The following is a 20,523-nucleotide window of genomic DNA, read 5'->3' on the forward strand; positions in this document are numbered from 1 at the left end:
ATTTGGGCTTTTTTTACCCGCCTGTCTAGGCTGTGGTGCATTGGTCTGACCAGTAATTAGTCGACTGTGTTGTCTTCTTTGTTTAGTACTGGGTTAAGTACTGGCAAGCTGGACATAAAGCCCATCAGGAGAGCTAACATGCCAGAGGAGAATCAAGCCTTGTCACCCGGGCTGCGAATGCCGGATCAGGTGGCTACCCGGCTTGAGCGTTTAATTCTTGATGGCGTTTTTCGGCCCGGCCAACTGCTTCCTTCTGAGAGGCGGCTGTGTGATCGGCTGGGCGTCTCACGTGCTTCGCTGCGTGAGGGGTTGAGAATTCTGCGCAGTAAAGGAATTATCGATACCCGCCAGGGCCACGGCTCGACGGTCGCGACGCTGTTGCCGGTGGGTAACCAAAGCCCATTGATGCATCTGTTTAAAGATCACCCGCGCACGCTGTTTGATCTGTTAGAAGTGCGCGCCCTGCTGGAAGGGGAGTCGGCGCGGTTAGCCGCGAGCCGCGGCACATCCGCCGATCGGGTGCTGATCACTCGACGCTATCGCGAAATGGCCGACTACGCGGAAAGTGCAGAAAGCATTGATGTCGAGCGTCTAGCGCGACTTGATCACGCCTTTCACCTGGCGGTCTCCCAGGCGTCCCACAACCCGGTGTTGGTGCATACACTGCAGAGCCTGACCGATTTACTGCTCAGCTCGGTGTTTGCCTCGGTCAAGCACCTTTATCACTTGCCTGCCCCCAGGACGATGATCAATCAGCAGCATGCGCAGTTGCATGAGGCCGTAGTCAACGGCGAGGCGGAGCAGGCAGAACAGGTGGCACTAGAGCACCTCTCCAGCATTAGCCAACTGCTGCGCGATTTAGAAGAGGAGCATGAACGGCTAGAACGCTCCTCCATGCGCCTTGAAGAGTGGCAGTAGTTTTAGCTATTGGCCACACTCTTATCGTCTTCTGTGTCAATCACGCCCGCTAAGGTGGCCGCTTCAATCTTGTTGCACAGATGGTCACGGAGAATTTGGCCGAGCAATTGGCTATCGCGCTTCTCCAGTGCCGCCATCATATTTTCGTGGTCTTTTACCGCCTGGCTCCAGTAGCGCTCGGTCATTTTCTTGGAGTAACGAACGCGCTTAACGCGCTGGCTTAAATTGCTATACATTTCTTGCAGTACATCGTTATTGGAGGCTGCCAGAATGCTTTCGTGAATTTGTCGGTTAACCTGGAAATAAGGCATTAAATCGCGGTTGCGGTAGTGCTCTAGCATCGTATTGTGCAGTTGCCGAATGGCAGCAATTTCAGCGTCGCTAATATGCTGACAGGCAAGCTCACCCGACAGGCCTTCCAGTGCCGCCATCAGGTCATAAGTATCTTTAACGTTTTTCAGGGTTAGCCGTACCACGCGTGCGCCACGATTGGGAAGCAGCTCAATTAGCCCTTCGGTGGCGAGCACTTTCAGTGCTTCGCGCAGCGGGGTGCGCGATACGCCAAAGCGGTCACACAGCTGCTTTTCAGAAATGCGTTCACCGGGGGCAAGCTCTCCGTGCTCAATCAGGTCGCCAATTCTATCGGCCACTTCACGATACAAATTGCGTTGCAGTATCTTTGTCATTAGTTAGTTCCTTGTCAGTGGTGCGCTCGGTTTACTGCCAAGCTACCCAGACCGCCTGGATCGATTTGAGCACGATGCCGTATTCGTATAGTGGCTATTGTGTATATGATCTGCAAAAGTAATTATGAATTCAATATTCCTTTGGTGGCACTTTTGCCAACCACTGCCTACAACAATGACAAAGGAAACACCGATGGCCGGACAAGTATTTCATTGCAGCGTGCAGCTCGCCAGAGAGCAGAGCAGAAAGATAATCGATGGCGCCATGCAACAAGCACGTGATTTGGAGTTGCCTCCGCTGACGATCGTTGTGCTGGACGGCGGTGGGAACTTGGTTGCCGCTGAACGCGAAGATGGCTGTGCTCCGTTGCGTTTCCCCGTTGCCCAGGGTAAGGCCTACGCCGCACTGGGCATAGGCATTGCCAGTGGGGTGATTGGCGCACGTAACGCTGAACGTACAGCGTTTGTTGCCAGTGTTGCAGCAGCCTCCCAAGGGCATTTTGTGGCAGTGGCAGGCGGGGTGCCCATTCTTAATGAACAAAGCTGCTTGATTGGTGCAGTGGGGGTTAGCGGCGCTTCGTCAGAAGAAGATCAGCAGGCAGCCATTGCTGGTATTGAGTTGGCTGGATTGCTCTGGGGGCTTGAGCCGAGCTAGGTAATGAGCAGGAAGTGCCGATAAAAGCGGGCAGTTGGCTTATTCAGCCACTGCCCGTTTTTTTATTTACGGCAAAATTTTAATAACTTCTTTAATAATCAGTTGCTTGAAAAGTAATTTGTACGACGAGACGAAAGTTTAATACCTAATTTTGAATTTTGAATTCAAATTGAAGTGGAGGATAACCCTAGAGTAAGCGCCCGTTAATAATAAGTAGGCCTGCTCAAGCGGCTCCTTTTGCAGGTGCCATCGGGTGCCAGAGCCACGGTGGTGACATTGCTAACAACAACAAATGCTTCACCTGGAGTTCACTATGAAATTGCTCAAAACAGTACTCGCAACCGCCGTTGTGGCGTTTGGTTTGCAGGCCGCCGCTGCTAATGCAAACACTGAAATTCGACTAGGCCATGTGGGTGGTCCTGGTTCACTGTTCGAAATTAGTGCAAACCGCTTTGCTGAGCTGGCCAACGAACGCCTGGAAGGCGTGGCGGAAGTTAACGTCTATGGAAATAGTCAACTGGGTGGCGATGAATCGATGATGCGTCGCTTACGCTTAGGGTCTCTAGACCTCTCGCTGCCTTCAACGGTGATGAGCTCTGAGTCAGATCAGTTTGCGCTGTTCGAGATGCCTTATTTGATCGAAAACCGTGAGCATATGAAGCGCGTGCGTGAAGAAATCGTTCGTGGCCCCCTATATGACGCCGCGGAAGCGCGTGGTTTTAAGATCATTGGTGTGTGGGAAAACGGCTTTCGCCAGATTACCAACAACGTACGCCCCATTGTCACACCTGAGGATCTCAACGGTATAAAACTGCGCGTTCCTGGTGGCACATGGCGCATTGATATGTTCCGCAGCTATGGCGCGGCACCTTCCCCAATGTCGCTGTCGGAAGTGTTTGTTGCTCTGCAAACAGGCGCAATGGACGGCCAGGAAAACCCCTTTATCCAAACCTACTCTTCACGTTTTCATGAAGTGCAGGACTACCTCTCCATCTCCAACCACGTTTATACCCCGGCATACCTGACCGCAGGTGCTAGCTGGAATCGCCTACCCGAGGAAGTGCAGCAGGTACTTGAAGAAGTCGCCGTCGAAATGGAGGACTTCGTGCTAGAAGAAGGTCAGCGATTGGATGATGAAACTCTCGTGAAAATGCGCGATGAAGGCATGGAAGTTAATGAAGTCGACTTCGAAGCCTTTGTTGAGGCCTCTGAGACCATTTATAACAAGTTCGCTGACGAAGTGGATGGTGGCCAGGAAATGATTGACGCCGTGGCTGCTCTACGCGAGTAAGCAAAGCGTCGCTCTAACAGAGGTGCGTCGCTGTATGGCGAGGCGCCTCGACTTTCGGAGGTCTCAATGAGTACTTTTACAAAGTTCAAGAACGCGTATTTCGCGTTTCTTGAAGGCATCGTGGTCTTTCTGGTCATCGCGCTTGCCGTCGTCGTCACACTTGGTTTTGTGACCCGCTACTTGGGCTCACCGTTAAGCTGGTATGACGAGCTTGCCGCCGCTTTACTCGCCTGGGTGACCTACTACGGAACGGCTTTAGCCGCCGCCAAAGGGGCACACATTACTTGTCCAAGTGTATTGAACATGTGCCCTCCCACTATTCGGGTGCCGCTCGCACTGTTAGCTGAAGCTATCACTATCGGGTTCTTCGTTTTCTTGGGGCTTGCCAGCTACCAAGTCATGTTGATTCTCCAAGACGTTGGCATGGTCAGCCTCCCAGAGGTTTCCATGCAGCTTGTTCACTCTGCGATTCCTGTTGCCTCCGTACTGTTCATTATTGCTGAACTGTTGCGGCTCCCTGACGTTATCAAAAGCGCCCGGGGTAGGGGCTTTATTGACCATGAGCTTGAAGAAGCCGGTATCGACGCTGAAGAAGTCGCCACCGTTAGCACGCATCAGCGAGGATAAGTAAATATCATGGTCATACTCTACATATTTCTAGCGCTGATACTGCTTATTCTGATTAACGTACCGGTAGCTGTTGCCTTAGCGCTGGTCGGAACGATTGCCACCTTTATGACATACGGCAACATGGCAATGCCTACGGTGGGCATGACCATGTTTGAAGGGGCGACTAATTTTCCGCTCATCGCCATACCGCTGTTTATTTTAGCTGGCGCCATAATGAACGCCTCGAGTATATCGCGGCGCTTGATCGACCTGGCCATGGCAATGGTGGGGTTCATCAAGGGTGGCCTCGCCATGGTTACGATTGGTGCATCGGTATTTTTTGCTGAAATCTCTGGGTCGGCAGTGGCGGGTGTATCGGCGATCGGTAGTATCCTGATCCCCGCTATGCGCAAGAAAGGCTACTCAAAAGAGTTTTCGGCCTCCATCTCATCCTCTGCGGCAAGTCTTGCGATCATTCTCCCGCCCTCTATACCGATGATTCTTTATGCGGTGATGTCGGGTGAGTCGGTAGTACAGATGTTTGTGGCTGGTATTTTGCCAGGCTTGTTGGGTGCGATGGGTTTAGCCGCGATGTGCTACTACCTAGCACGCAAGCACAACTTCCCTTCAGAGGGGCGCTTCCGGGCATCGCAGCTTTGGGTAGCCTTTAAAGAGGCGATCTGGGCGCTGTTGATTCCAGTCATTATTCTAGGCGGGATCTTTGGTGGTTTCGTCACGGCGACCGAAGGTGCGGCGCTGGCCGTGTGCGTCGCTATCTTTATCAGTGCGGTGGTTTATCGCGAATTCACTCTCAGGAATTTTATTGATTCTTGTAAAAGTGCTGGTGTGCAAACAGCGGTGGTTATGCTGCTGGTGGCTGCCTCTGCAGTGGTAGGTGGCTACCTTACTGAAACCCGAGTGCCTCAAGAAATCGCCATGCAGATCAGTGAGCTAACCAACAATAAATATCTTATTTTGGCGCTCCTCAATGTCATCTTCCTGATTTTGGGTATTTTTCTGCATTCAGCAGCGGCGATTATTCTGGTAGTCCCCATTGTGTTGCCGCTGGTTATAGAGGTAGGTATTGACCCTCTTCACTTCGGTTTGATCGTGACCCTGAACCTGGCAATCGGTCAGCAAACGCCACCGGTGGCCAGCGTACTCATTGCGTCTTGCTCAATCGCTAAGTCAGATGTATGGGCCACATCTAAAACCAACCTGTGGTTTATTGCCGTTCTGTTCGCCGTGTTAATGATTAACACCTATATTCCCGCGTTTGCGCTGGCATTAGTGAACTTTGTTTATGGCTAAGTATGCGAGATGTGTGCGTTTTTCGTCGGAAGATGTCCTCCGGTATAGCGCACCATAAAGGAGAAGCTGATGAGCAACACAAACGTAATACCGTCTATCGACAGCGTCACTTATGAGGTTCGCAACGGTGTGGCCTGGATTGGTTTTAACCGGCCCCAGAGCCGCAATGCCATGACCTGGGAGATGTATGACGCCCTGGAAAAGTACTGCGATCAATTGGCAGAGGATGACACTGTGTATGCCGTGGTTTTGCACGGTGTCGGTGGTGAAGCCTTTGTGGCAGGAACCGATATCAGCCAGTTTTCGGGTTTTGCTCAGCCTGAAGACGCGATTGGCTATGAACGGCGCATTGATCGCGTGGTGGGCAAGCTGGAAACCTTTCCCAAGCCAACCCTGGCGCTGATTGAAGGGGCCTGCGTGGGGGGCGGTGCTGCGATTGCGCTGGTGTGCGACTTTCGCTATGCGACCCCAACGCTGAAGTTTGGTGTGCCGATTGCCAAAACGCTGGGCAATACACTCTCGATTAGCAACGTCTCACGCATGATCGACATGCTTGGCGTTGCACGTACCAAGGAAGCGCTGATGATGGCGCGGCTGTTTGGTGCTGAAGAAGCCCATGCGGCAGGCCTGATAAATCAGCTGTTTGACGCTGATGCAATTTACGCCGAAGTGGCTGCGCTGGCTGAGGCCTTTGCTAAACGAGCGCCACTGACGCTTCAGGCCAGCAAGGCCCTGATTGGCCGTGCGATTGAGCAGCGTCGCCTTCCAGCGGATGCCAGCGACGACTGGGTAACCTCTTGCTATATGAGTCGAGATTTTGCCGCGGCGGTGGATAAGTTCGTCAATAAAACGCCGTTTGAGTGGTCTGGCCACTAGTTTCGGACATAGCCTAAAACTACTAATTGGGAGGAAAGCGCATGCTTCCCCTACAAGACATAAAAGTACTGGACGTGTCGCAAATAATGGCTGGCCCATACTGCACCATGGTACTGGCCGACATGGGCGCAGAAGTTATCAAAGTTGAGAAGCTTAATGGCGGAGACGACAGCCGCCAAATGGGCCCTTACGTGAATGGCGAATCGACCTGCTTTTCACAGATTAACCGCAACAAAAAAAGTATCTCGCTGAATCTTAAAGACGAACGGGCGCGACAGATCTTCTACCGCTTAGCCGCTGATGCCGATGTCATCGTTGAGAACTATCGGCCTGGGGTGACCAAGTCGCTTGAGATCGACTATGACACCATCAAGGCAATCAATCCTGGCATCGTCTACTGCTCCATTTCAGGCTATGGTCAAACCGGGCCCTATAGCCACAAAGGGGGCTTTGACCTGGTGGCGCAAGGGATGACAGGCCTGATGTCGATGACCGGGGAAGAGGGCAAACGCCCGCTGAAAACCGGTATTGCGGTTTACGATATTGGCGGTGGGCTGACGGCGGTCTACTCGATTCTGGCGGCGTGTATCCACAAGATGAAAACCGGCGCCGGCCAGCATATCGATATCGCCATCACCGAGTGTGGTTTGCCCTGGTTTACCTGGGAAGCTGCGGCCTATTTCTCTGAAGGCACCGTGCCTGGGCCAACGGGCTGGCGCCATCGTGTTTCCGCGCCTTATCAGGCCGTTAAAGCCAGCGATGGTTATTTAATGCTCGGCTGCGCCAACCAACGCACCTGGGAGCGCTTCTGCCAGGAAGTACTAAAGCGCGATGAGCTAATGCAGGATCCCCGCTTTATTACCAATCAGGATCGCGGTCAGCACGTTGAAGAGCTGGAGGCGCTGCTTGAAGAACTAATGGCGAATCAAAGCGTTGATGAGTGGCTAGTACTGTGTGACAGCGCGGGCGTGCCTGCCGGACCTATTAATGACTTCGCTCAGGCCATGCAGGATGAGCACTATTTAGCGCGGGGCATGGTGCAGGAGATGGAGCACCCGGTGATAGGCAAAATGAAAACCATCGGGTTTCCGAGCAAGTTTTCAGAGACTCCGTCGCAAATTCGCAGCCCGGCACCGCTCTTTGCCCAGCACACCGACGAAGTGCTCGATAGTTTAGGGCTCTCTGGCGCGGAGCTTGACGCTTTACGTGCTGAAGGATGTATCAAATAACGCTTTTTTGATGTGTGTGATTGCATTCATTATCCATTTTCAATAACGCTAATCGACAGATCCAACCACGAGCCGTACAACAACAAACAGGAACGTCACCATGTTAAAACTTAATTTTCATCCATCCGGCCGTCACTTTTTGCAAATTCCTGGCCCCTCTCCGGTGCCAGACCGCATTTTACGGGCGATGAGCCTGCCTACGATTGATCACCGCGGGCCTGAGTTTGGCGCTCTGGGCCTTGAGCTGTTGAGCAAGATTCAAAAAATCTTCAAAACCGAGAACCCGGTGATTATTTACCCGGCGTCGGGCACCGGTGCCTGGGAAGCGGCACTGGCCAATACCTTATCACCTGGCGATCAGGTGCTAATGTTCGAGACCGGACACTTCGCCACTCTGTGGCACAAAATGGCCCTGCGTTTAGACATACAGCCTGAGTTTCTGGGGTTGCCGGGCTACGAAGGCTGGCGCCACGGTGTTCAGGCCGACATGATCGAAGCACGCCTGAAAGAGGATACCGGTCACGAGCTTAAGGCTGTATGTGTAGTACACAACGAGACTTCGACCGGCGTGACTAGTGACATCGCCGCCGTGCGTAAAGCCATCGACGCGTCGGGCCACCCCGCGCTGTTGATTGTCGATACCATTTCCGGTTTGGCCAGTGCCGATTATCGTCATGATGAATGGGGTGTTGATGTTACCGTCTCCGGCTCCCAGAAAGGCCTGATGCTGCCGCCGGGCATCAGCTTTAACGCGCTTTCACCCAAAGCGATTGAGGTCAGCAAGCAGGCGAAATTGCCCAAAAGCTTCTGGGCATGGGATGAAATTCTAGAGGCTAACAAAAACGGCTACTGGCCCTACACGCCCAGCACCAACCTGCTTTATGGCCTGAATGAAGCGCTGGATATGCTGTTGGATGAAGGCATGGACAACGTGCTGGCTCGCCACCAACGCTGGGCCGCTGGGGTGCGCGCGGCGGTAGAAGCGTGGGGGCTTGAGATTCAGTGTGTAGATCCTTCGGTTTACTCGCCGGTACTCACGGGCGTTGTGATGCCTGAAGGTGTCGATGCAGATGCGATACGCAAGATTATCTATGAGCGTTTTGATCTTTCACTGGGTATGGGGCTAGGTAAGGCCAAGGGCAAGATGTTCCGGATCGGCCATTTGGGCGACTGCAACGACCTTACCCTAATTGCCACTCTCGGCGGCTGTGAGGCAGGCATGAAGCTGGCGGGCGTTGATCTTAAAGGCAGTGGCGTGACGGCTGCTTTAGACTACTTTGCCGCCAACCCGCTTAACGCAGGCAAACGCTAAACGACGGGGGAGAGCCACATGACGTCTCTGACGAACCAACACCCGTCCCGTGATGCCAAGATTAAACCGCTCGGCGAACTAGCCGAGCGGTTATCCCGAGAGATGGCCGGGGAGGTGCTGTTTGACCGGGCCACTCGGGGGCGCTATTCAACCGACGCTTCGATTTATCAGGTGACGCCGATAGGTGTGATCATTCCGCGCCACCAGGAAGATCTGAAAATTGCCCTGGATATTGCCCGTGATGCCAAAGTGCCGATTTTGGCCCGGGGCGCGGGCACTAGCCAATGTGGCCAAACCGTCGGCGAAGCGCTGGTAATCGACACCACCCGTTGGCTCAATCAGGTGGTTGAGTTTGACGCCGAGGCGCGCACCGTGGTGGTTGAGCCGGGCATCGTTCTCGACCACCTCAACGCTTGGCTCAAACCCTACGGGCTCTGGTATCCGGTAGATGTTTCCACCAGCGCACAGTGCACCGTTGGGGGCATGGCAGGCAATAACTCCTGTGGGTCACGGTCAATCTTCTACGGCAATATGGTGCACAACGTGCTGGGCGTGGAAGCACTATTGGCTGACGGCAGCGCGGCGAGTTTTGGTTTCGTTGACAGATTCGCGGAAGGCTCGCAGGAGCAGCGCCTTGCCCAGCAGGTGAAGGCGATTGCGGAGCGTGTGAGCCCTGAAATTCGTGATCACTTTCCCAAAGTGCTGCGTCGGGTGGGTGGCTACAACCTGGATCTATTTGATTGCCAAAACCCTATGCCCTACGACCCTGATGGGCGCGCCAACCTGGCCCATCTGCTGGTAGGCTCGGAAGGTACGCTAGGAGTAAGCCAGCGTATTAAGCTCAGGCTTTCACTGCTGCCCGAGCAGAAGGTGCTGGGCGTGGTGAATTTCCCGACCTTTTATCAGGCGATGGATTTCACCCAGCATATCGTCAAGCTCGGCCCCACGGCGGTCGAGCTGGTTGACCGCACCATGATTGAGCTGTCGCTGGAGAACCCAGCGTTCCGCCCGGTCATTGAGAAGGCGCTGATTGGCAAGCCGGAAGCCATTTTGCTGGTGGAGTTTGCCGGTCACGACCATGTAACGCAGCTTGAAGCGCTGAGTGGGCTTAATGAATTGATGGGCGATTTAGGCCTGCCGGGCAGCGTGGTGGATATGCCCGAAGCGGCTGAGCAGAAAGCGCTGTGGAACGTGCGCAAAGCCGGGCTCAACATTATGATGAGCATGAAGGGCGACGGTAAGCCGGTCTCCTTTATTGAAGATTGCGCGGTGCCGCTTGAACACCTGGCCGAGTACACCGACAAGCTCACCGAGGTATTTAACCGCTACGGCACCGAAGGTACCTGGTACGCCCATGCAGGCGTTGGCACACTGCACGTACGGCCGATTCTTGATATGCGCCGCGACGGCGCAGAAAAAATGCGCGAAATCGCCGAGCTGGCCTCCGCGTTAGTCCGCGAATACAAAGGCGCTTACTCCGGGGAACATGGCGACGGAATTTGCCGTGGCGAGTGGGTAGCGTGGCAGTTTGGCGAAACGGTCAACAATGCCTTCCGCGAAATCAAGCAGCTGTTCGACCCGGAAAACCTCTTCAACCCGGGCAAAATCGTCGATACCCCCAAAATGGACGACGAGCGCTATTTTCGTTTTCCTAAAAGCTACACCACAATCCCGCTTACCCCAGTATTCGACTGGTCCGCCTGGAATGTAAAGCGCGTCCCACTCACCGGTGAGCAAACACCGCCTGGCAGCGGCGGCGATGCGACCCATGGCTTGGCCATGGCGGTAGAGATGTGTAACAACAACGGCCACTGCCGTAAGTTTGATGCGGGCACCATGTGTCCGAGCTTCCGTATCACGAGAGACGAGCAGCACCTGACCCGCGGCCGAGCCAATACGCTGCGCTTGGTGCTCTCAGGCCAATTGGGTAAGTCAGGGCTCGCCAGTGACGACGTGAAAGAAGCGCTTGATCTCTGCGTATCTTGTAAGGGCTGCAAGCGGGATTGCCCCACGGGGGTCGATATGGCGAAGTTCAAGATCGAAGCCCGCACCGCACGCGCTCGTGCCAATGGGTTATCACTGCGTGATCGCATGGTCGGCGAGATGCCGCGCTACGCGCCCTGGGCCAGCAAGTTTTCTGCTCTGGTAAATGGCGTGGAGCGAGTGCCGTTTCTGGCCAAACAGATCAAGCAGGCGTTAAAGCTGGCGCCCCAACGCTCGTTGCCGCTGTTTAACGGTAATTTTCTCGCCAGTGCCGAGGCGTCGCAATCGTCATTTGCCTCGGAGCGCGAAGTGCTGCTGTTTGTGGATACCTTCAATAACTATATGGAGGGCGAAAATGCCAAGGCAGCCAAGCGGGTGCTGGAAGCCGCGGGGTACCGCGTGCATCTCAATATTACCAAAGGCCAACGGCCACTCTGCTGTGGTCGAACCTACTTATCGTCGGGCCAGTTTGATAAAGCCAAAGCGGAAGCCAAACGCACCCTTGAGCACCTGATGCCGTTTGTCGAACGCGGCGTGGCGATAGTGGGCTTGGAACCCTCTTGCCTGCTCACCATGCGCGATGAATTCCTTCAGTACGGCTTTGGCGAAGAGGCTAAAGCACTGTCGTCATCGGCCTATCTGTTTGAAGAGTTTCTGGTCAAGGCGCGTGCCGAAGATCAGCTTCTCCTCGAACTTAAGCCGCTGCACTACGATCGAGCGCTGCTGCACGGTCACTGCCATCAAAAGGCGTTTGATGCGTTGCGCCCCGTTGAGCAAGTGCTGGGCTGGATTCCTGACCTCAACGTCGAGACTATCGAGTCCTCATGCTGTGGTATGGCAGGCAGCTTCGGCTATGAAGCAGAGCACTACGACGCCTCACTGAAAATGGCGGAGCTCTCGCTTTTACCTGCAATTCGAAAAGCGGATAGCAACGCCGTATTGATTGCCGATGGCACGAGCTGTCGCCATCAGATTCACGATGGAAGTGGCCGCGAAGCGATTCACGTTGCCCGATTGCTGGAGCAAGCGCTAGCCTGAATGCGGAACACCAACAACAACCCAGGAGATCAATGTGGCCATTTATCAATACGGTGAGTATCGCCCAGAGATTCACGACGAGGTCTACATCGCGGAAACGGCGGATGTTATCGGCCAAGTGACCTTAAAGGCACATTCAAGCGTCTGGTATCAGGCCGTGTTGCGCGGCGACAGTGACCATCTGGAGATAGGCGAAGAGAGCAATGTTCAGGATGGTGCGGTTCTCCATGCTGACCCAGGCTTTCCGCTTAAAGTAGGAAAAGGGGTGACGGTCGGGCATCAGGCTATGCTGCATGGCTGCACCGTAGGCGATGGCTGCTTAATCGGTATACAGGCGGTAGTACTCAATGGCGCGGTGATTGGTGAGAATAGCCTGGTGGGTGCCGGTGCCTTTATTAAGGAGGGCGCGGTGTTTCCGCCTAACTCGTTAATCGTTGGCTCGCCTGCCAGGGTGGTGCGGGAGCTTTCTGATGAGGCCGTTGCGGGTATGAAAAAGAATGCCCAGGGCTATGTCGAGCGCGGTAAACGCCACAGCCATGAGCTAAAGCGAATAGACTGACGCTAGCTGGCTAGATTGATCTCACCAAAACGACAAAACCCCCAGGTTTAGGCCTGGGGGTTTGTGTTTCTAGCGTAGCGTATACGAGCGCTAGCTCACATTACATCACATCAACGGATCTGTGACGCCAATAACGTAGAACGCAATCAGTGCGATGGTACCGGCAAAGATGAGGTAGTAGATGGTGGGCAGAATCGTCTTACGCAGCGTGGCGCCTTCACGGCCTAACAGCCCGACCGTTGCTGACGCCGCGACCACGTTATGGATGGCAATCATATTACCTGCCGCCGCACCCACGGCCTGCAGCGCTACCATCATGGCCGTAGAGAGGCCCAGGGTTTCAGCAACACTAAACTGGAACTCCGCCAGCATTAGATTGGATACCGTGTTGGAACCTGCAATAAAGGCGCCCAGCGCCCCTACCGCTGGGGCAAAGAAGGGGTAAATGCCGCCTACGCTACTGGCCACTGCCTGGGCCATCATTACCGGCATTGAAACAAGGTCTGCGCCGTTAACGCCGGAGTTGATCAAGATGCGCACCATCGGCACGGTAAAGATCAAAACGAAACCCGCCCCAAAAATCGTTTTGGTAGATTCAGACACCGCAGCGCTAATCTTTTGCGGATTCATGCGGTGCAGGAAATAGGTCACAATGACCACGGCAATTATAATACCGCCGGGCAAGTAGAGCGGCTGAACCCCACCGCTGATGCCCGCTTCACCAAGAATATTGTTCCAACTGAGGTTAATAGAGGTAAGTGCTGTTTTGAGGGGCTCAATAATGCGAGAGGCCACCAAAAACAGTGCGAGCAGCACATAGGGTACCCAGCCTTTAAAGGTGGACATCGGCGCTCTGCCGACAACGTCGTCAAGCTTGATCTGCAGGTTGCCGATCCACTCGTCTGGCCAAGAAGAGGACTCGGGGAAATCCCAGGTATCTTTAGGCATCAGAAAGCCGCGTTTGGCAGCGGGTACGACAATCGCCAAGCCCACCATCGCGCCGATCATTGACGGGAATTCAGGGCCCAACAGCACGCCCACCAGCATGTAAGGCACTACGAAGCAGATACCGGTAAAGATGGCGAAGGGGGTAATCGACAGTCCCTCTTTCCAGGAACGGTTGGCACCGAAGAAACGCACCATCACGGTAACGAGAATCAGCGGCATTAAAATGCCCACGATGCCGTGAGTAATCGCCACTTCGCTGGTGACTAGTTGGAAGAAGACATCCCAGCTTGAGCCTACCGAGTCGAGTTCGGCGCTAATGCCAGCACGATCCAGGCCACTACCAACCCCGACCACAATAGGCGTGCCCACCGCGCCAAACGAGACAGGCGTTGATTGAATCATCATACCCACGACCACAGCAGCAAGCGCCGGGAAGCCAAGAGCGACCATTAGCGGTGCAGCTACCGCGGCGGGCGTACCGAAGCCTGAGGCCCCTTCGATAAAACAGCCGAACAGCCAGGCAACAATCAACGCCTGTACACGGCGGTCAGGGCTAATGCCTGAAAAACCATTACGGATAGCCGTAATACCGCCGGAGTGCTTAAGCGTATTAAGCAGCAGTATGGCGCCAAATATGATCCATAGGAGACCCGCAGTTTGAATCAGGCCTTGGATGGTCGACGCCGCCACGCGGCTAAAGGACATATCCCAAGCGGTTAAGCCAATAATGGCCGCGGTCAGGAAAACAATCGGCATCGCTATCTTGGCAGGTATTTTAAACCCTATGAGCAAAATACCGGCCAGCAACAGCGGCAGGAAGGCCAGAAGTGCAAGTATCGTTTCATTCATGGAAGGAACTGCCCCTTGTTATTGATTTGGTATGCTCCGCAATAACCGTCTGGCAGTCGTACCGCCAGTCGGGTGTAGGTGAAAGATACGATTAGGCTAATCATATGACTACATTGGAAAATTGGTCTTACCACTTAAGTGCTTGTTTGATAGCTAGTTTTTCACGGCTTTTATTTTCTTATATATATGTTTTTAAATGGTTTTTTGGTAGTCGGGGGTAAGTCTAAAGGCGCTGAGTCATTAGACTAATAGACAGTACAGTTGCCAGCGAAAGGATGAGTACAGAACTCGCTAGTTGCGTCGTAGTTGTCTTACGCTCATTGTTATCGGCTGAAATGCTGTGTACTCACTATGATCAACCACACGGAGGTTATGGCAGTGGCAATGACTCTTTATGATCTGTGCGGCCGGGACGAACGGCTCCGCTTCTCACCTTACTGCTGGCGCGTACGTATGGCACTCGCCCACAAAGGGCTGGAGTTCACCTCCGTAGCGTGGCGATTCCTCGATAAGAAAGCGCTGGCGTTTGCCGACTACGACAAAGTGCCGGTGCTCTGCGACGGTGATCAGGTCGTTACCGACAGTTTCGAGATTATGCGCTACCTGGATAAGGCGTATCCCGAGGCACCCGTGTTGGGTGAGGGCGTCAGCTATCAGCGGGTATTACTGTTCAAATACTTTGTTGAGCGCAGCATAAACCCTGCGCTATTCCGCATTATTGCCATGGATTTATTTGCAGCCGTCCACCCAGACGACCGTAGCTATTTCCGCGAAACACGCGAAGCGCGGTTTGGTTGCACGCTGGAAGAGTTCCATCAGCCCGAGCAGGGTAAGCAGCAGCTCAAGCAGGCGCTGGCACCGGTACGTGACCTGCTGCGGGAGAGCGCCTTTTTAGACGGTGACGCACCCAGCGGCTCAGATTACCTGCTGTTTGGCAGCATGATGTGGGCTCACGTTGTATCGACACAGGCGGTAGTAGAGCCTGGCGACCCGGTGGATGAGTGGTTCAAGCGTATGCTCAACGTGCACAATGGGGCTGCCAGTAATGCCCTGACCGTACGCGATATATAACGCCAACGGCGCGATATGGCTAACAGGGCGGTACGCTAAAGTACCGCTCGATAAATTTTGAAATCTTGGTGGCTCATTGCGAGTGAATCAAGGTTTTCATCAAGGAGATGGCAATGATTGACCTGTATTATTGGACAACACCTAACGGCCATAAAATCTCCATCATGCTCGAAGAAGCCAATCTGGCGTACCGAGTGAAGCCGATTAACATTGGCCGAGGCGAGCAGTTTGATCCTGAATTTCTCACTATCGCCCCCAATAATCGAATTCCCGCTATTGTCGATCACTCACCACAGGATGGTGGCCAGCCGCTATCGATGTTTGAGTCGGGCGCTATCCTCGAGTACCTGGCCGATAAGAGTGGCCTCTTCTTACCCTCTGCAGGCCGCGAGCGCTATATCGTATTGCAGTGGTTGCACTGGCAAATGGGTGGGCTAGGGCCCATGGCAGGCCAAAACCATCACTTTTGCCACTATGCGCCGCAAAAGATCGATTACGCCATTGAGCGCTACGTGCGCGAAACCAATCGGCTTTATAGCGTGCTAGACCAACGCTTGGCGCATCACACTTATGTCGGTGGCGATGACTACTCGATTGCTGACATGGCGATCTATCCCTGGATTGTTCCCTGGGAAAAACAGCGTCAAACCCTGGACGAGTTTCCCGACTTGGAGCGCTGGTTTGACATGATCAAAGCACGCCCGGCCGTACGTCGAGCTTATGCATTGGTCGAAGACGTCAATCCCCAAGCCGGCGTGGAAATGGATGAGCAGGCGCGTAAGCACTTGTTCGGTAACCGCTAGTAGCAGGCTGCTGTCAGCCGTTCTAACTATTTGTGAGTGAGCAGGCGCAGCATGAGGAAAAATCATGTTGCGCTGCACAAAAAGCACTGCTAGCTTTAAGGACAGCAGAGGCAAAAGCCTGGCTAAGAACCGCCTAATCAAGGCGTGTTTATGTGCTAGCTCACTCTTGGAGGTACTATTATGAACAAAGCGACTGAGAAAACCACGCAGCAGTTTGAGTCCGTTTTTGTTTCACCGATGCGTTCTTACACGCTGACAGCGCTAGATTACTATGATCAGCTGGTGAGTGCACAGTTAGATGCAGCCCGTGCCTACTCGGACATGGCGATTGCGCAAGCGCGCACTTGGCTTGATGTCAAAGACCCCGACAGCTTCAAAAAAGCCATGGAAACCCAGCAAAAAACGGCTGGCGAATTTATGGAACGAGTGAAGGGCGACACGGAAAAAGTAACTTCCATCGGCCAAAGCTTCGCTCAAGACAGCCAAAAAATGGCAGAAGAGACCACTAAGAAAGCGGTAGAGACCGCCAAGCAGTAATTTAACTGTACCACCGCTTTAAAACGCCGCGCCCCGAGGGTGCGGCGTTTTTATTTGCACCCGCTCATCAGTGCATGATTAACGGTTTTGATACTCCGCTTCGGCCTTGGCCAGTTTGGCACGCCTGTCAGGTTTGCCTGGTAAAATGGCGTCTAGTAATAAAGCGGCGAGGGCGGCAGGCACTAAGCCCGACTTAAGCAGCAGCCCTAGCTGCCCCGGCATGGTTTCTGAAATCGCCTCGACGGCTGGTAGACCGATACCCAGGCTTAGCGAAACGGCAATTATCAGCATGTTGCGCTGATCCAGCTCGCACTCTTTGATAATTTTAAGACCCGCCGATGCAATCATGCCGAACATGACGACGCCCGCACCGCCAAGAACCGCAGGCGGCATGGCGGCCACCAGTCCTCCCAGCTTGGGAAATAGCCCCATGGCAATTAATAGCAACCCACCGATGGTAACCACATGGCGACTCACCACGCCGGTGAGGGTAATCAAACCAACATTTTGAGCGTAAGCGGTGTTGGGTAGAGTATTGAAAACCGCTGCCAATGAAGTGGCCACACCATCGGCCATCACGCCGCCGGAAAGCTCGCGATCCTTCGCCGGGCGGCCTGCCCCTGTGGTCGTAATCGCAGAGATATTGCCGATCGTTTCTAACCCAACCACGAACATAATCAGCGTCATGCCAATGATTGCGGTGCCCGAAAACGTCATGCCGTATTCCAGCGGCTTGGGGAGTGCAAACCAGGCAGCGTTACTCAGTGACGTAAAATCAACTATTCCAAGGGCAATGGCCACTATGTAGCCAGCCAATAAGCCAAATAGAATAGAGGATGCTTTGATAAAGCCCCGCCCATATTGATGAACGGCAATCGTCACGCTGAGTACAAAGAGCGCCAGCAACAAGTTGCTGGGTGATGCAAAGTCATCCGCCCCCACACCGCCCGCGGCGTAATTGAGGCCGACCGGCATCAATGTAATCCCGATCAATAGCACCACAATGCCGGTGACTACTGGAGAGAACCAGTGGCGAATCTTCTTTAAAAACGCACCGAGCACAATTTGCAGCAGCCCTGCTACAAAGGAAGCGCCCAGAACGGCGGGTAGGCCAAACGCTTTCGCCAGCGGCAGCGCCACCGGCAAGAAGCCAAAGCTAGTGCCCTGCACAATCGGTAGGCGTGCGCCTATCGGGCCGATGCCGATGGTTTGTACCAGCGTGGATACCCCCGCAACAAACAGTGCCACCTGAATTAAAAAGATCTGCTCCGCCGGATTAGCGCCGATCACGCCAGCAATAATAATCGGCGGTGTCACGTTGCCAGCGAACATGGCCATGATGTGCTGGAGGCCTAGCGGGATCGCTTTTGATAACGGCGGCATCGCATCGGGGTTTTGATTAATGGTACGCGAAGGCCGCGTTTTGGCATCGGGCAGTGTGGACATAGAGAGCCTTTATTCGCTGTGGGTGACATTGTTTTCTTCTTGCATCCATTAGCCAATAAAAGTGTATACAAGAAATAAATGCAATAGCCCGATCAACGAATAGTCTTCAACGCTTCGTTTTATTGCTCGGCCCGCGCCCTTAACCGAAAGCGCGCAATGCGAATAATTTGCTCAATTGCCGTTTGGCGCTCGGTAGCCGCATCGTTGTTCAGGCGCTCCTCGAAGGCTGCTAATATGGCATGTCGATCCAGCCCTTTAACGGCAATCACAAAAGGAAAGCCAAACTTCTCCTTGTACGCCGCATTAAGGTATTCAAAGCGCGCAAACTCCTCAGGGCTGCACTGGTCAAGCCCGGCGCCTGCTTGTTCGCTGGTTGAGTCTTGGGTTAATTCACCTGCCATAGCGGCTTTGCCTGCCAGGTCAGGGTGCGCCTGAATCACCTTAATTTGCTGTTCGTTGCTCGCCTGCTGCAACATAAGCCCCATCAGCTCGGCTAATGCGTCAGGCTCGTCGTGGGCTTCAGCCAGGCCGTGCTGCCAGGCAGCTTCGGCCACCCAGGGGGAGTGTTCATAAACATCCCCATAGTGATGAGTCAGCATTTCAAGACTGCACTTGCTAGGCGCGGGTGAAAGCAGTAACGGTTGCGGTGTGGGCACTGGAACTCTCCTAAGCGGTTTAAGTTTTTACAACATACGTGATTCAAAGCAAACGTGGATCTAAATGTGCAGGGTTGGACTTACTGTATACAATAAATATCAGTAACGGTACTCTTTGACCAATAGGTCAAGCAACGTCATCAATAATCAACAAGGAGCGGCTATGGGACGTTTAACCACCCACGTACTGGATACCGCCAAAGGTCAGCCCGGTCAGGGGATTACCATTGAGGTGTTTCGCCTTACCGGCAGTGAGCGCCAGCATCTGAGTACCGTGATCACCAACAGTGACGGGCGTTGCGATGCGCCCATTTTAGAGGGTGATGCGCTCACGCCAGGCGAGTACGAACTGGTGTTCCATGCCGGTGACTACCTGCGTGCTCAAGGCGTTGAAGCTGCCGAACCGCGCTTTCTAGATGTTATCCCGCTGCGCTTTGGCGTTGCGGATGCCAGCCAGCACTACCATGTGCCGCTACTTCTCTCGCCCTATGGCTACTCAACTTACCGCGGTAGCTGATAAGGGACTTCCGTTATGCAAGCGTATCTAATCGATTTTGTTAATTTGCTGCTGCGCTGGCTGCATGTGATTGCGGCCATCGCCTGGATCGGCGAGTCGATCTATTTTGTAATGCTGGATAATAGCCTGCGCACACCGAAAGCTGAGGAAGACCGCCAGAAGGGTGTGTTTGGCGAAATGTGGTCGGTGCATGGTGGTGGTTTTTACCACAACCAGAAGTACGCTACCGCACCTGCCAAGTTACCCAATGATCTGCACTGGTCATTCTGGAAAGCTTACACCACCTGGCTTTCCGGCTTTGCGCTGTTTGTGATTCTCTACATGGTCAATCCGGGCTTCTATCTGGTAAACCCCAATAGTCCCTGGGAGTGGGCAGCCAGCATGACGGGCTGGCAGGCCAACGTGCTGGCGCTGGCATTTTTGCTGGGCGGTTGGGTGGTTTATAACGAGCTGTGTAAACGCATTAGCCCCAATATGGATCGCGACGGCCTGCTCAGTGTCGCTGTTGCCGTAATGATGGTGGTCGTTGCCTACCTCAGCACGCAGATGTTCACCGGCCGTGCTGCCTTTCTGCTCACAGGTGCGGTGATGGCGACGGCAATGTCAGCCAACGTTTTCTTCTGGATCATTCCCGGCCAGCGCCGCATGGTAAAAGCCATGAAGGCAGGCGGTGCGCCTAATCCTTTGGATGGCAAACGCGGCAAGCAGCGCTCGGTGCATAACACCTACTTCACGCTACCGGTCGTGTTGTTGATGGTGAGTAATCACTACTCCTTTATCTACTCCCACGAGCTTGCCTGGGTCGTGATGGTGCTGTTTATCTTTGCCGGTGCTTTAATCCGTCAATTCTTTGTGTTGATGCATGCAGGCAAAACCCAGCCAGCGTATCCCGCCGTTGGGGTAGGGCTTATTCTGTTAGCGTTTTGGGTGGCCGCACCAAGTTCATCGTCGCCTAGTGGTAATGACGGCGCGCAAGGGCCGGATCAGGAACAAATCACCGGCTTGATTGAGCAGCACTGTGTTCAGTGTCATGCTCGCAACCCTGAGCATGCCGGTTTTTCAGCACCGCCCGCGGGGATTGCTTTCGATAGCTGGGATGAAATCCTCGGGCAAAAGGCACAAATTCAGCAGGTCGTGACCAGCCGCTATATGCCGTTAGGCAATATGACCAACATGAGCGATGAAGAGCGCGATATGATTGCCGCTTGGGAGGAATGATCAGAGAGGAT

The 20,523-nt window shown here is 53.9% G+C and carries 19 protein-coding genes; 15 read left to right on the forward strand and 4 right to left on the reverse strand.

All coding sequences use genetic code 11. The features are described 5' to 3' along the window. The first annotated feature begins 138 nt into the window (after positions 1-138). A complete protein-coding gene (glcC, locus tag E0L35_RS05795) occupies positions 139-918 on the forward strand; it encodes a transcriptional regulator GlcC (protein WP_035537821.1) in 780 nt (259 codons plus the stop codon). Positions 919-920: 2 nt separating this feature from the next. On the opposite strand, the gene E0L35_RS05800 is transcribed toward glcC, so the two are convergent. After that, positions 921-1,604, reverse strand: coding sequence for a GntR family transcriptional regulator (locus tag E0L35_RS05800; protein WP_027958131.1), 684 nt, complete (start codon positions 1,602-1,604; stop codon positions 921-923). A 193-nt stretch (positions 1,605-1,797) separates the two neighbouring features. On the opposite strand from E0L35_RS05800, the gene E0L35_RS05805 reads away from it, so the two are divergent. The 9 genes from E0L35_RS05805 (at position 1,798) to E0L35_RS05845 (ending at position 12,467) form a co-directional block, all read left to right on the forward strand. Then, on the forward strand, positions 1,798-2,259 hold the full coding sequence (locus E0L35_RS05805; RefSeq protein ID WP_027958130.1) for a heme-binding protein: 462 nt from the start codon (positions 1,798-1,800) through the stop codon (positions 2,257-2,259). 313 nt (positions 2,260-2,572) lie between these two features. Next, positions 2,573-3,550: a TRAP transporter substrate-binding protein gene (locus E0L35_RS05810; protein ID WP_027958129.1), complete on the forward strand. Its 978-nt coding sequence runs from the start codon at positions 2,573-2,575 to the stop codon at positions 3,548-3,550. Between the two features lie 66 nt (positions 3,551-3,616). Continuing rightward, on the forward strand, positions 3,617-4,177 hold the full coding sequence (locus E0L35_RS05815) for a TRAP transporter small permease (RefSeq protein ID WP_027958128.1): 561 nt from the start codon (positions 3,617-3,619) through the stop codon (positions 4,175-4,177). Between the two features lie 9 nt (positions 4,178-4,186). Next, positions 4,187-5,470 carry a TRAP transporter large permease gene (locus tag E0L35_RS05820; protein ID WP_027958127.1) on the forward strand — a complete coding sequence of 428 codons (1,284 nt, stop codon included), beginning with the start codon at positions 4,187-4,189 and terminating at the stop codon, positions 5,468-5,470. A 69-nt stretch (positions 5,471-5,539) separates the two neighbouring features. Further along, positions 5,540-6,346, forward strand: coding sequence for an enoyl-CoA hydratase/isomerase family protein (locus E0L35_RS05825; RefSeq protein ID WP_027958126.1), 807 nt, complete (start codon positions 5,540-5,542; stop codon positions 6,344-6,346). A 41-nt stretch (positions 6,347-6,387) separates the two neighbouring features. After that, entirely contained in the window at positions 6,388-7,575 is a 1,188-nt protein-coding gene (locus E0L35_RS05830; protein ID WP_027958125.1) for a CoA transferase, read from the forward strand. 100 nt (positions 7,576-7,675) lie between these two features. Continuing rightward, entirely contained in the window at positions 7,676-8,887 is a 1,212-nt protein-coding gene (locus E0L35_RS05835; protein ID WP_027958124.1) for an aminotransferase class V-fold PLP-dependent enzyme, read from the forward strand. Positions 8,888-8,905: 18 nt separating this feature from the next. Continuing rightward, positions 8,906-11,908 carry an FAD-binding and (Fe-S)-binding domain-containing protein gene (locus E0L35_RS05840; RefSeq protein WP_027958123.1) on the forward strand — a complete coding sequence of 1,001 codons (3,003 nt, stop codon included), beginning with the start codon at positions 8,906-8,908 and terminating at the stop codon, positions 11,906-11,908. Between the two features lie 34 nt (positions 11,909-11,942). Continuing rightward, on the forward strand, positions 11,943-12,467 hold the full coding sequence (locus E0L35_RS05845) for a gamma carbonic anhydrase family protein (protein ID WP_027958122.1): 525 nt from the start codon (positions 11,943-11,945) through the stop codon (positions 12,465-12,467). Between the two features lie 105 nt (positions 12,468-12,572). On the opposite strand, the gene E0L35_RS05850 is transcribed toward E0L35_RS05845, so the two are convergent. After that, on the reverse strand, positions 12,573-14,264 hold the full coding sequence (locus E0L35_RS05850; protein WP_009287404.1) for an L-lactate permease: 1,692 nt from the start codon (positions 14,262-14,264) through the stop codon (positions 12,573-12,575). A 378-nt stretch (positions 14,265-14,642) separates the two neighbouring features. On the opposite strand from E0L35_RS05850, the gene E0L35_RS05855 reads away from it, so the two are divergent. From E0L35_RS05855 to E0L35_RS05865, 3 genes are all read left to right on the forward strand, one after another. Next, positions 14,643-15,335 carry a glutathione S-transferase family protein gene (locus tag E0L35_RS05855; protein WP_039859469.1) on the forward strand — a complete coding sequence of 231 codons (693 nt, stop codon included), beginning with the start codon at positions 14,643-14,645 and terminating at the stop codon, positions 15,333-15,335. Between the two features lie 113 nt (positions 15,336-15,448). Next, positions 15,449-16,138: a glutathione binding-like protein gene (locus E0L35_RS05860; RefSeq protein ID WP_027958120.1), complete on the forward strand. Its 690-nt coding sequence runs from the start codon at positions 15,449-15,451 to the stop codon at positions 16,136-16,138. Between the two features lie 180 nt (positions 16,139-16,318). Next, on the forward strand, positions 16,319-16,675 hold the full coding sequence (locus E0L35_RS05865; RefSeq protein ID WP_027958119.1) for a phasin family protein: 357 nt from the start codon (positions 16,319-16,321) through the stop codon (positions 16,673-16,675). A 78-nt stretch (positions 16,676-16,753) separates the two neighbouring features. Here E0L35_RS05865 and E0L35_RS05870 read toward each other — a convergent pair whose 3' ends face one another. After that, entirely contained in the window at positions 16,754-18,121 is a 1,368-nt protein-coding gene (locus tag E0L35_RS05870; RefSeq protein WP_027958118.1) for a nucleobase:cation symporter-2 family protein, read from the reverse strand. 119 nt (positions 18,122-18,240) lie between these two features. Continuing rightward, positions 18,241-18,777, reverse strand: coding sequence for a 2-oxo-4-hydroxy-4-carboxy-5-ureidoimidazoline decarboxylase (uraD, locus tag E0L35_RS05875; RefSeq protein WP_027958117.1), 537 nt, complete (start codon positions 18,775-18,777; stop codon positions 18,241-18,243). A 163-nt stretch (positions 18,778-18,940) separates the two neighbouring features. On the opposite strand from uraD, the gene uraH reads away from it, so the two are divergent. Together uraH and E0L35_RS05885 are read left to right on the forward strand one after the other, a co-directional pair. Further along, the gene (uraH, locus tag E0L35_RS05880) at positions 18,941-19,294 is read left to right on the forward strand and encodes a hydroxyisourate hydrolase (protein ID WP_027958116.1); all 354 of its coding nucleotides are present in this window, start codon (positions 18,941-18,943) and stop codon (positions 19,292-19,294) included. A 15-nt stretch (positions 19,295-19,309) separates the two neighbouring features. Then, positions 19,310-20,512 (forward strand): urate hydroxylase PuuD, encoded by a 1,203-nt coding sequence (locus E0L35_RS05885; protein WP_027958115.1) that lies wholly within the window; start codon positions 19,310-19,312, stop codon positions 20,510-20,512. The last annotated feature ends 11 nt before the right edge of the window (positions 20,513-20,523 follow it).

The sequence above is a fragment of the Halomonas sp. ATBC28 genome (assembly GCF_005937175.1).
Lineage (GTDB): Bacteria > Pseudomonadota > Gammaproteobacteria > Pseudomonadales > Halomonadaceae > Vreelandella > Vreelandella titanicae.

What these genes read in the sequence shown, in the direction of transcription:
- E0L35_RS05825 (WP_027958126.1), top strand. Translation starts at nt 5,540, where the DNA reads ATGAGCAACACAAACGTAATACCGTCTATCGACAGCGTCACTTATGAG.
- E0L35_RS05820 (WP_027958127.1), top strand. Translation starts at nt 4,187, where the DNA reads ATGGTCATACTCTACATATTTCTAGCGCTGATACTGCTTATTCTGATT.
- glcC (WP_035537821.1), top strand. Translation starts at nt 139, where the DNA reads ATGCCAGAGGAGAATCAAGCCTTGTCACCCGGGCTGCGAATGCCGGAT.
- E0L35_RS05840 (WP_027958123.1), top strand. Translation starts at nt 8,906, where the DNA reads ATGACGTCTCTGACGAACCAACACCCGTCCCGTGATGCCAAGATTAAA.
- E0L35_RS05860 (WP_027958120.1), top strand. Translation starts at nt 15,449, where the DNA reads ATGATTGACCTGTATTATTGGACAACACCTAACGGCCATAAAATCTCC.
- E0L35_RS05830 (WP_027958125.1), top strand. Translation starts at nt 6,388, where the DNA reads ATGCTTCCCCTACAAGACATAAAAGTACTGGACGTGTCGCAAATAATG.
- E0L35_RS05835 (WP_027958124.1), top strand. Translation starts at nt 7,676, where the DNA reads ATGTTAAAACTTAATTTTCATCCATCCGGCCGTCACTTTTTGCAAATT.
- E0L35_RS05815 (WP_027958128.1), top strand. Translation starts at nt 3,617, where the DNA reads ATGAGTACTTTTACAAAGTTCAAGAACGCGTATTTCGCGTTTCTTGAA.
- uraH (WP_027958116.1), top strand. Translation starts at nt 18,941, where the DNA reads ATGGGACGTTTAACCACCCACGTACTGGATACCGCCAAAGGTCAGCCC.
- E0L35_RS05850 (WP_009287404.1), bottom strand. Translation starts at nt 14,264, where the DNA reads ATGAATGAAACGATACTTGCACTTCTGGCCTTCCTGCCGCTGTTGCTG.
- E0L35_RS05805 (WP_027958130.1), top strand. Translation starts at nt 1,798, where the DNA reads ATGGCCGGACAAGTATTTCATTGCAGCGTGCAGCTCGCCAGAGAGCAG.
- E0L35_RS05870 (WP_027958118.1), bottom strand. Translation starts at nt 18,121, where the DNA reads ATGTCCACACTGCCCGATGCCAAAACGCGGCCTTCGCGTACCATTAAT.
- E0L35_RS05810 (WP_027958129.1), top strand. Translation starts at nt 2,573, where the DNA reads ATGAAATTGCTCAAAACAGTACTCGCAACCGCCGTTGTGGCGTTTGGT.
- E0L35_RS05885 (WP_027958115.1), top strand. Translation starts at nt 19,310, where the DNA reads ATGCAAGCGTATCTAATCGATTTTGTTAATTTGCTGCTGCGCTGGCTG.
- E0L35_RS05865 (WP_027958119.1), top strand. Translation starts at nt 16,319, where the DNA reads ATGAACAAAGCGACTGAGAAAACCACGCAGCAGTTTGAGTCCGTTTTT.
- E0L35_RS05800 (WP_027958131.1), bottom strand. Translation starts at nt 1,604, where the DNA reads ATGACAAAGATACTGCAACGCAATTTGTATCGTGAAGTGGCCGATAGA.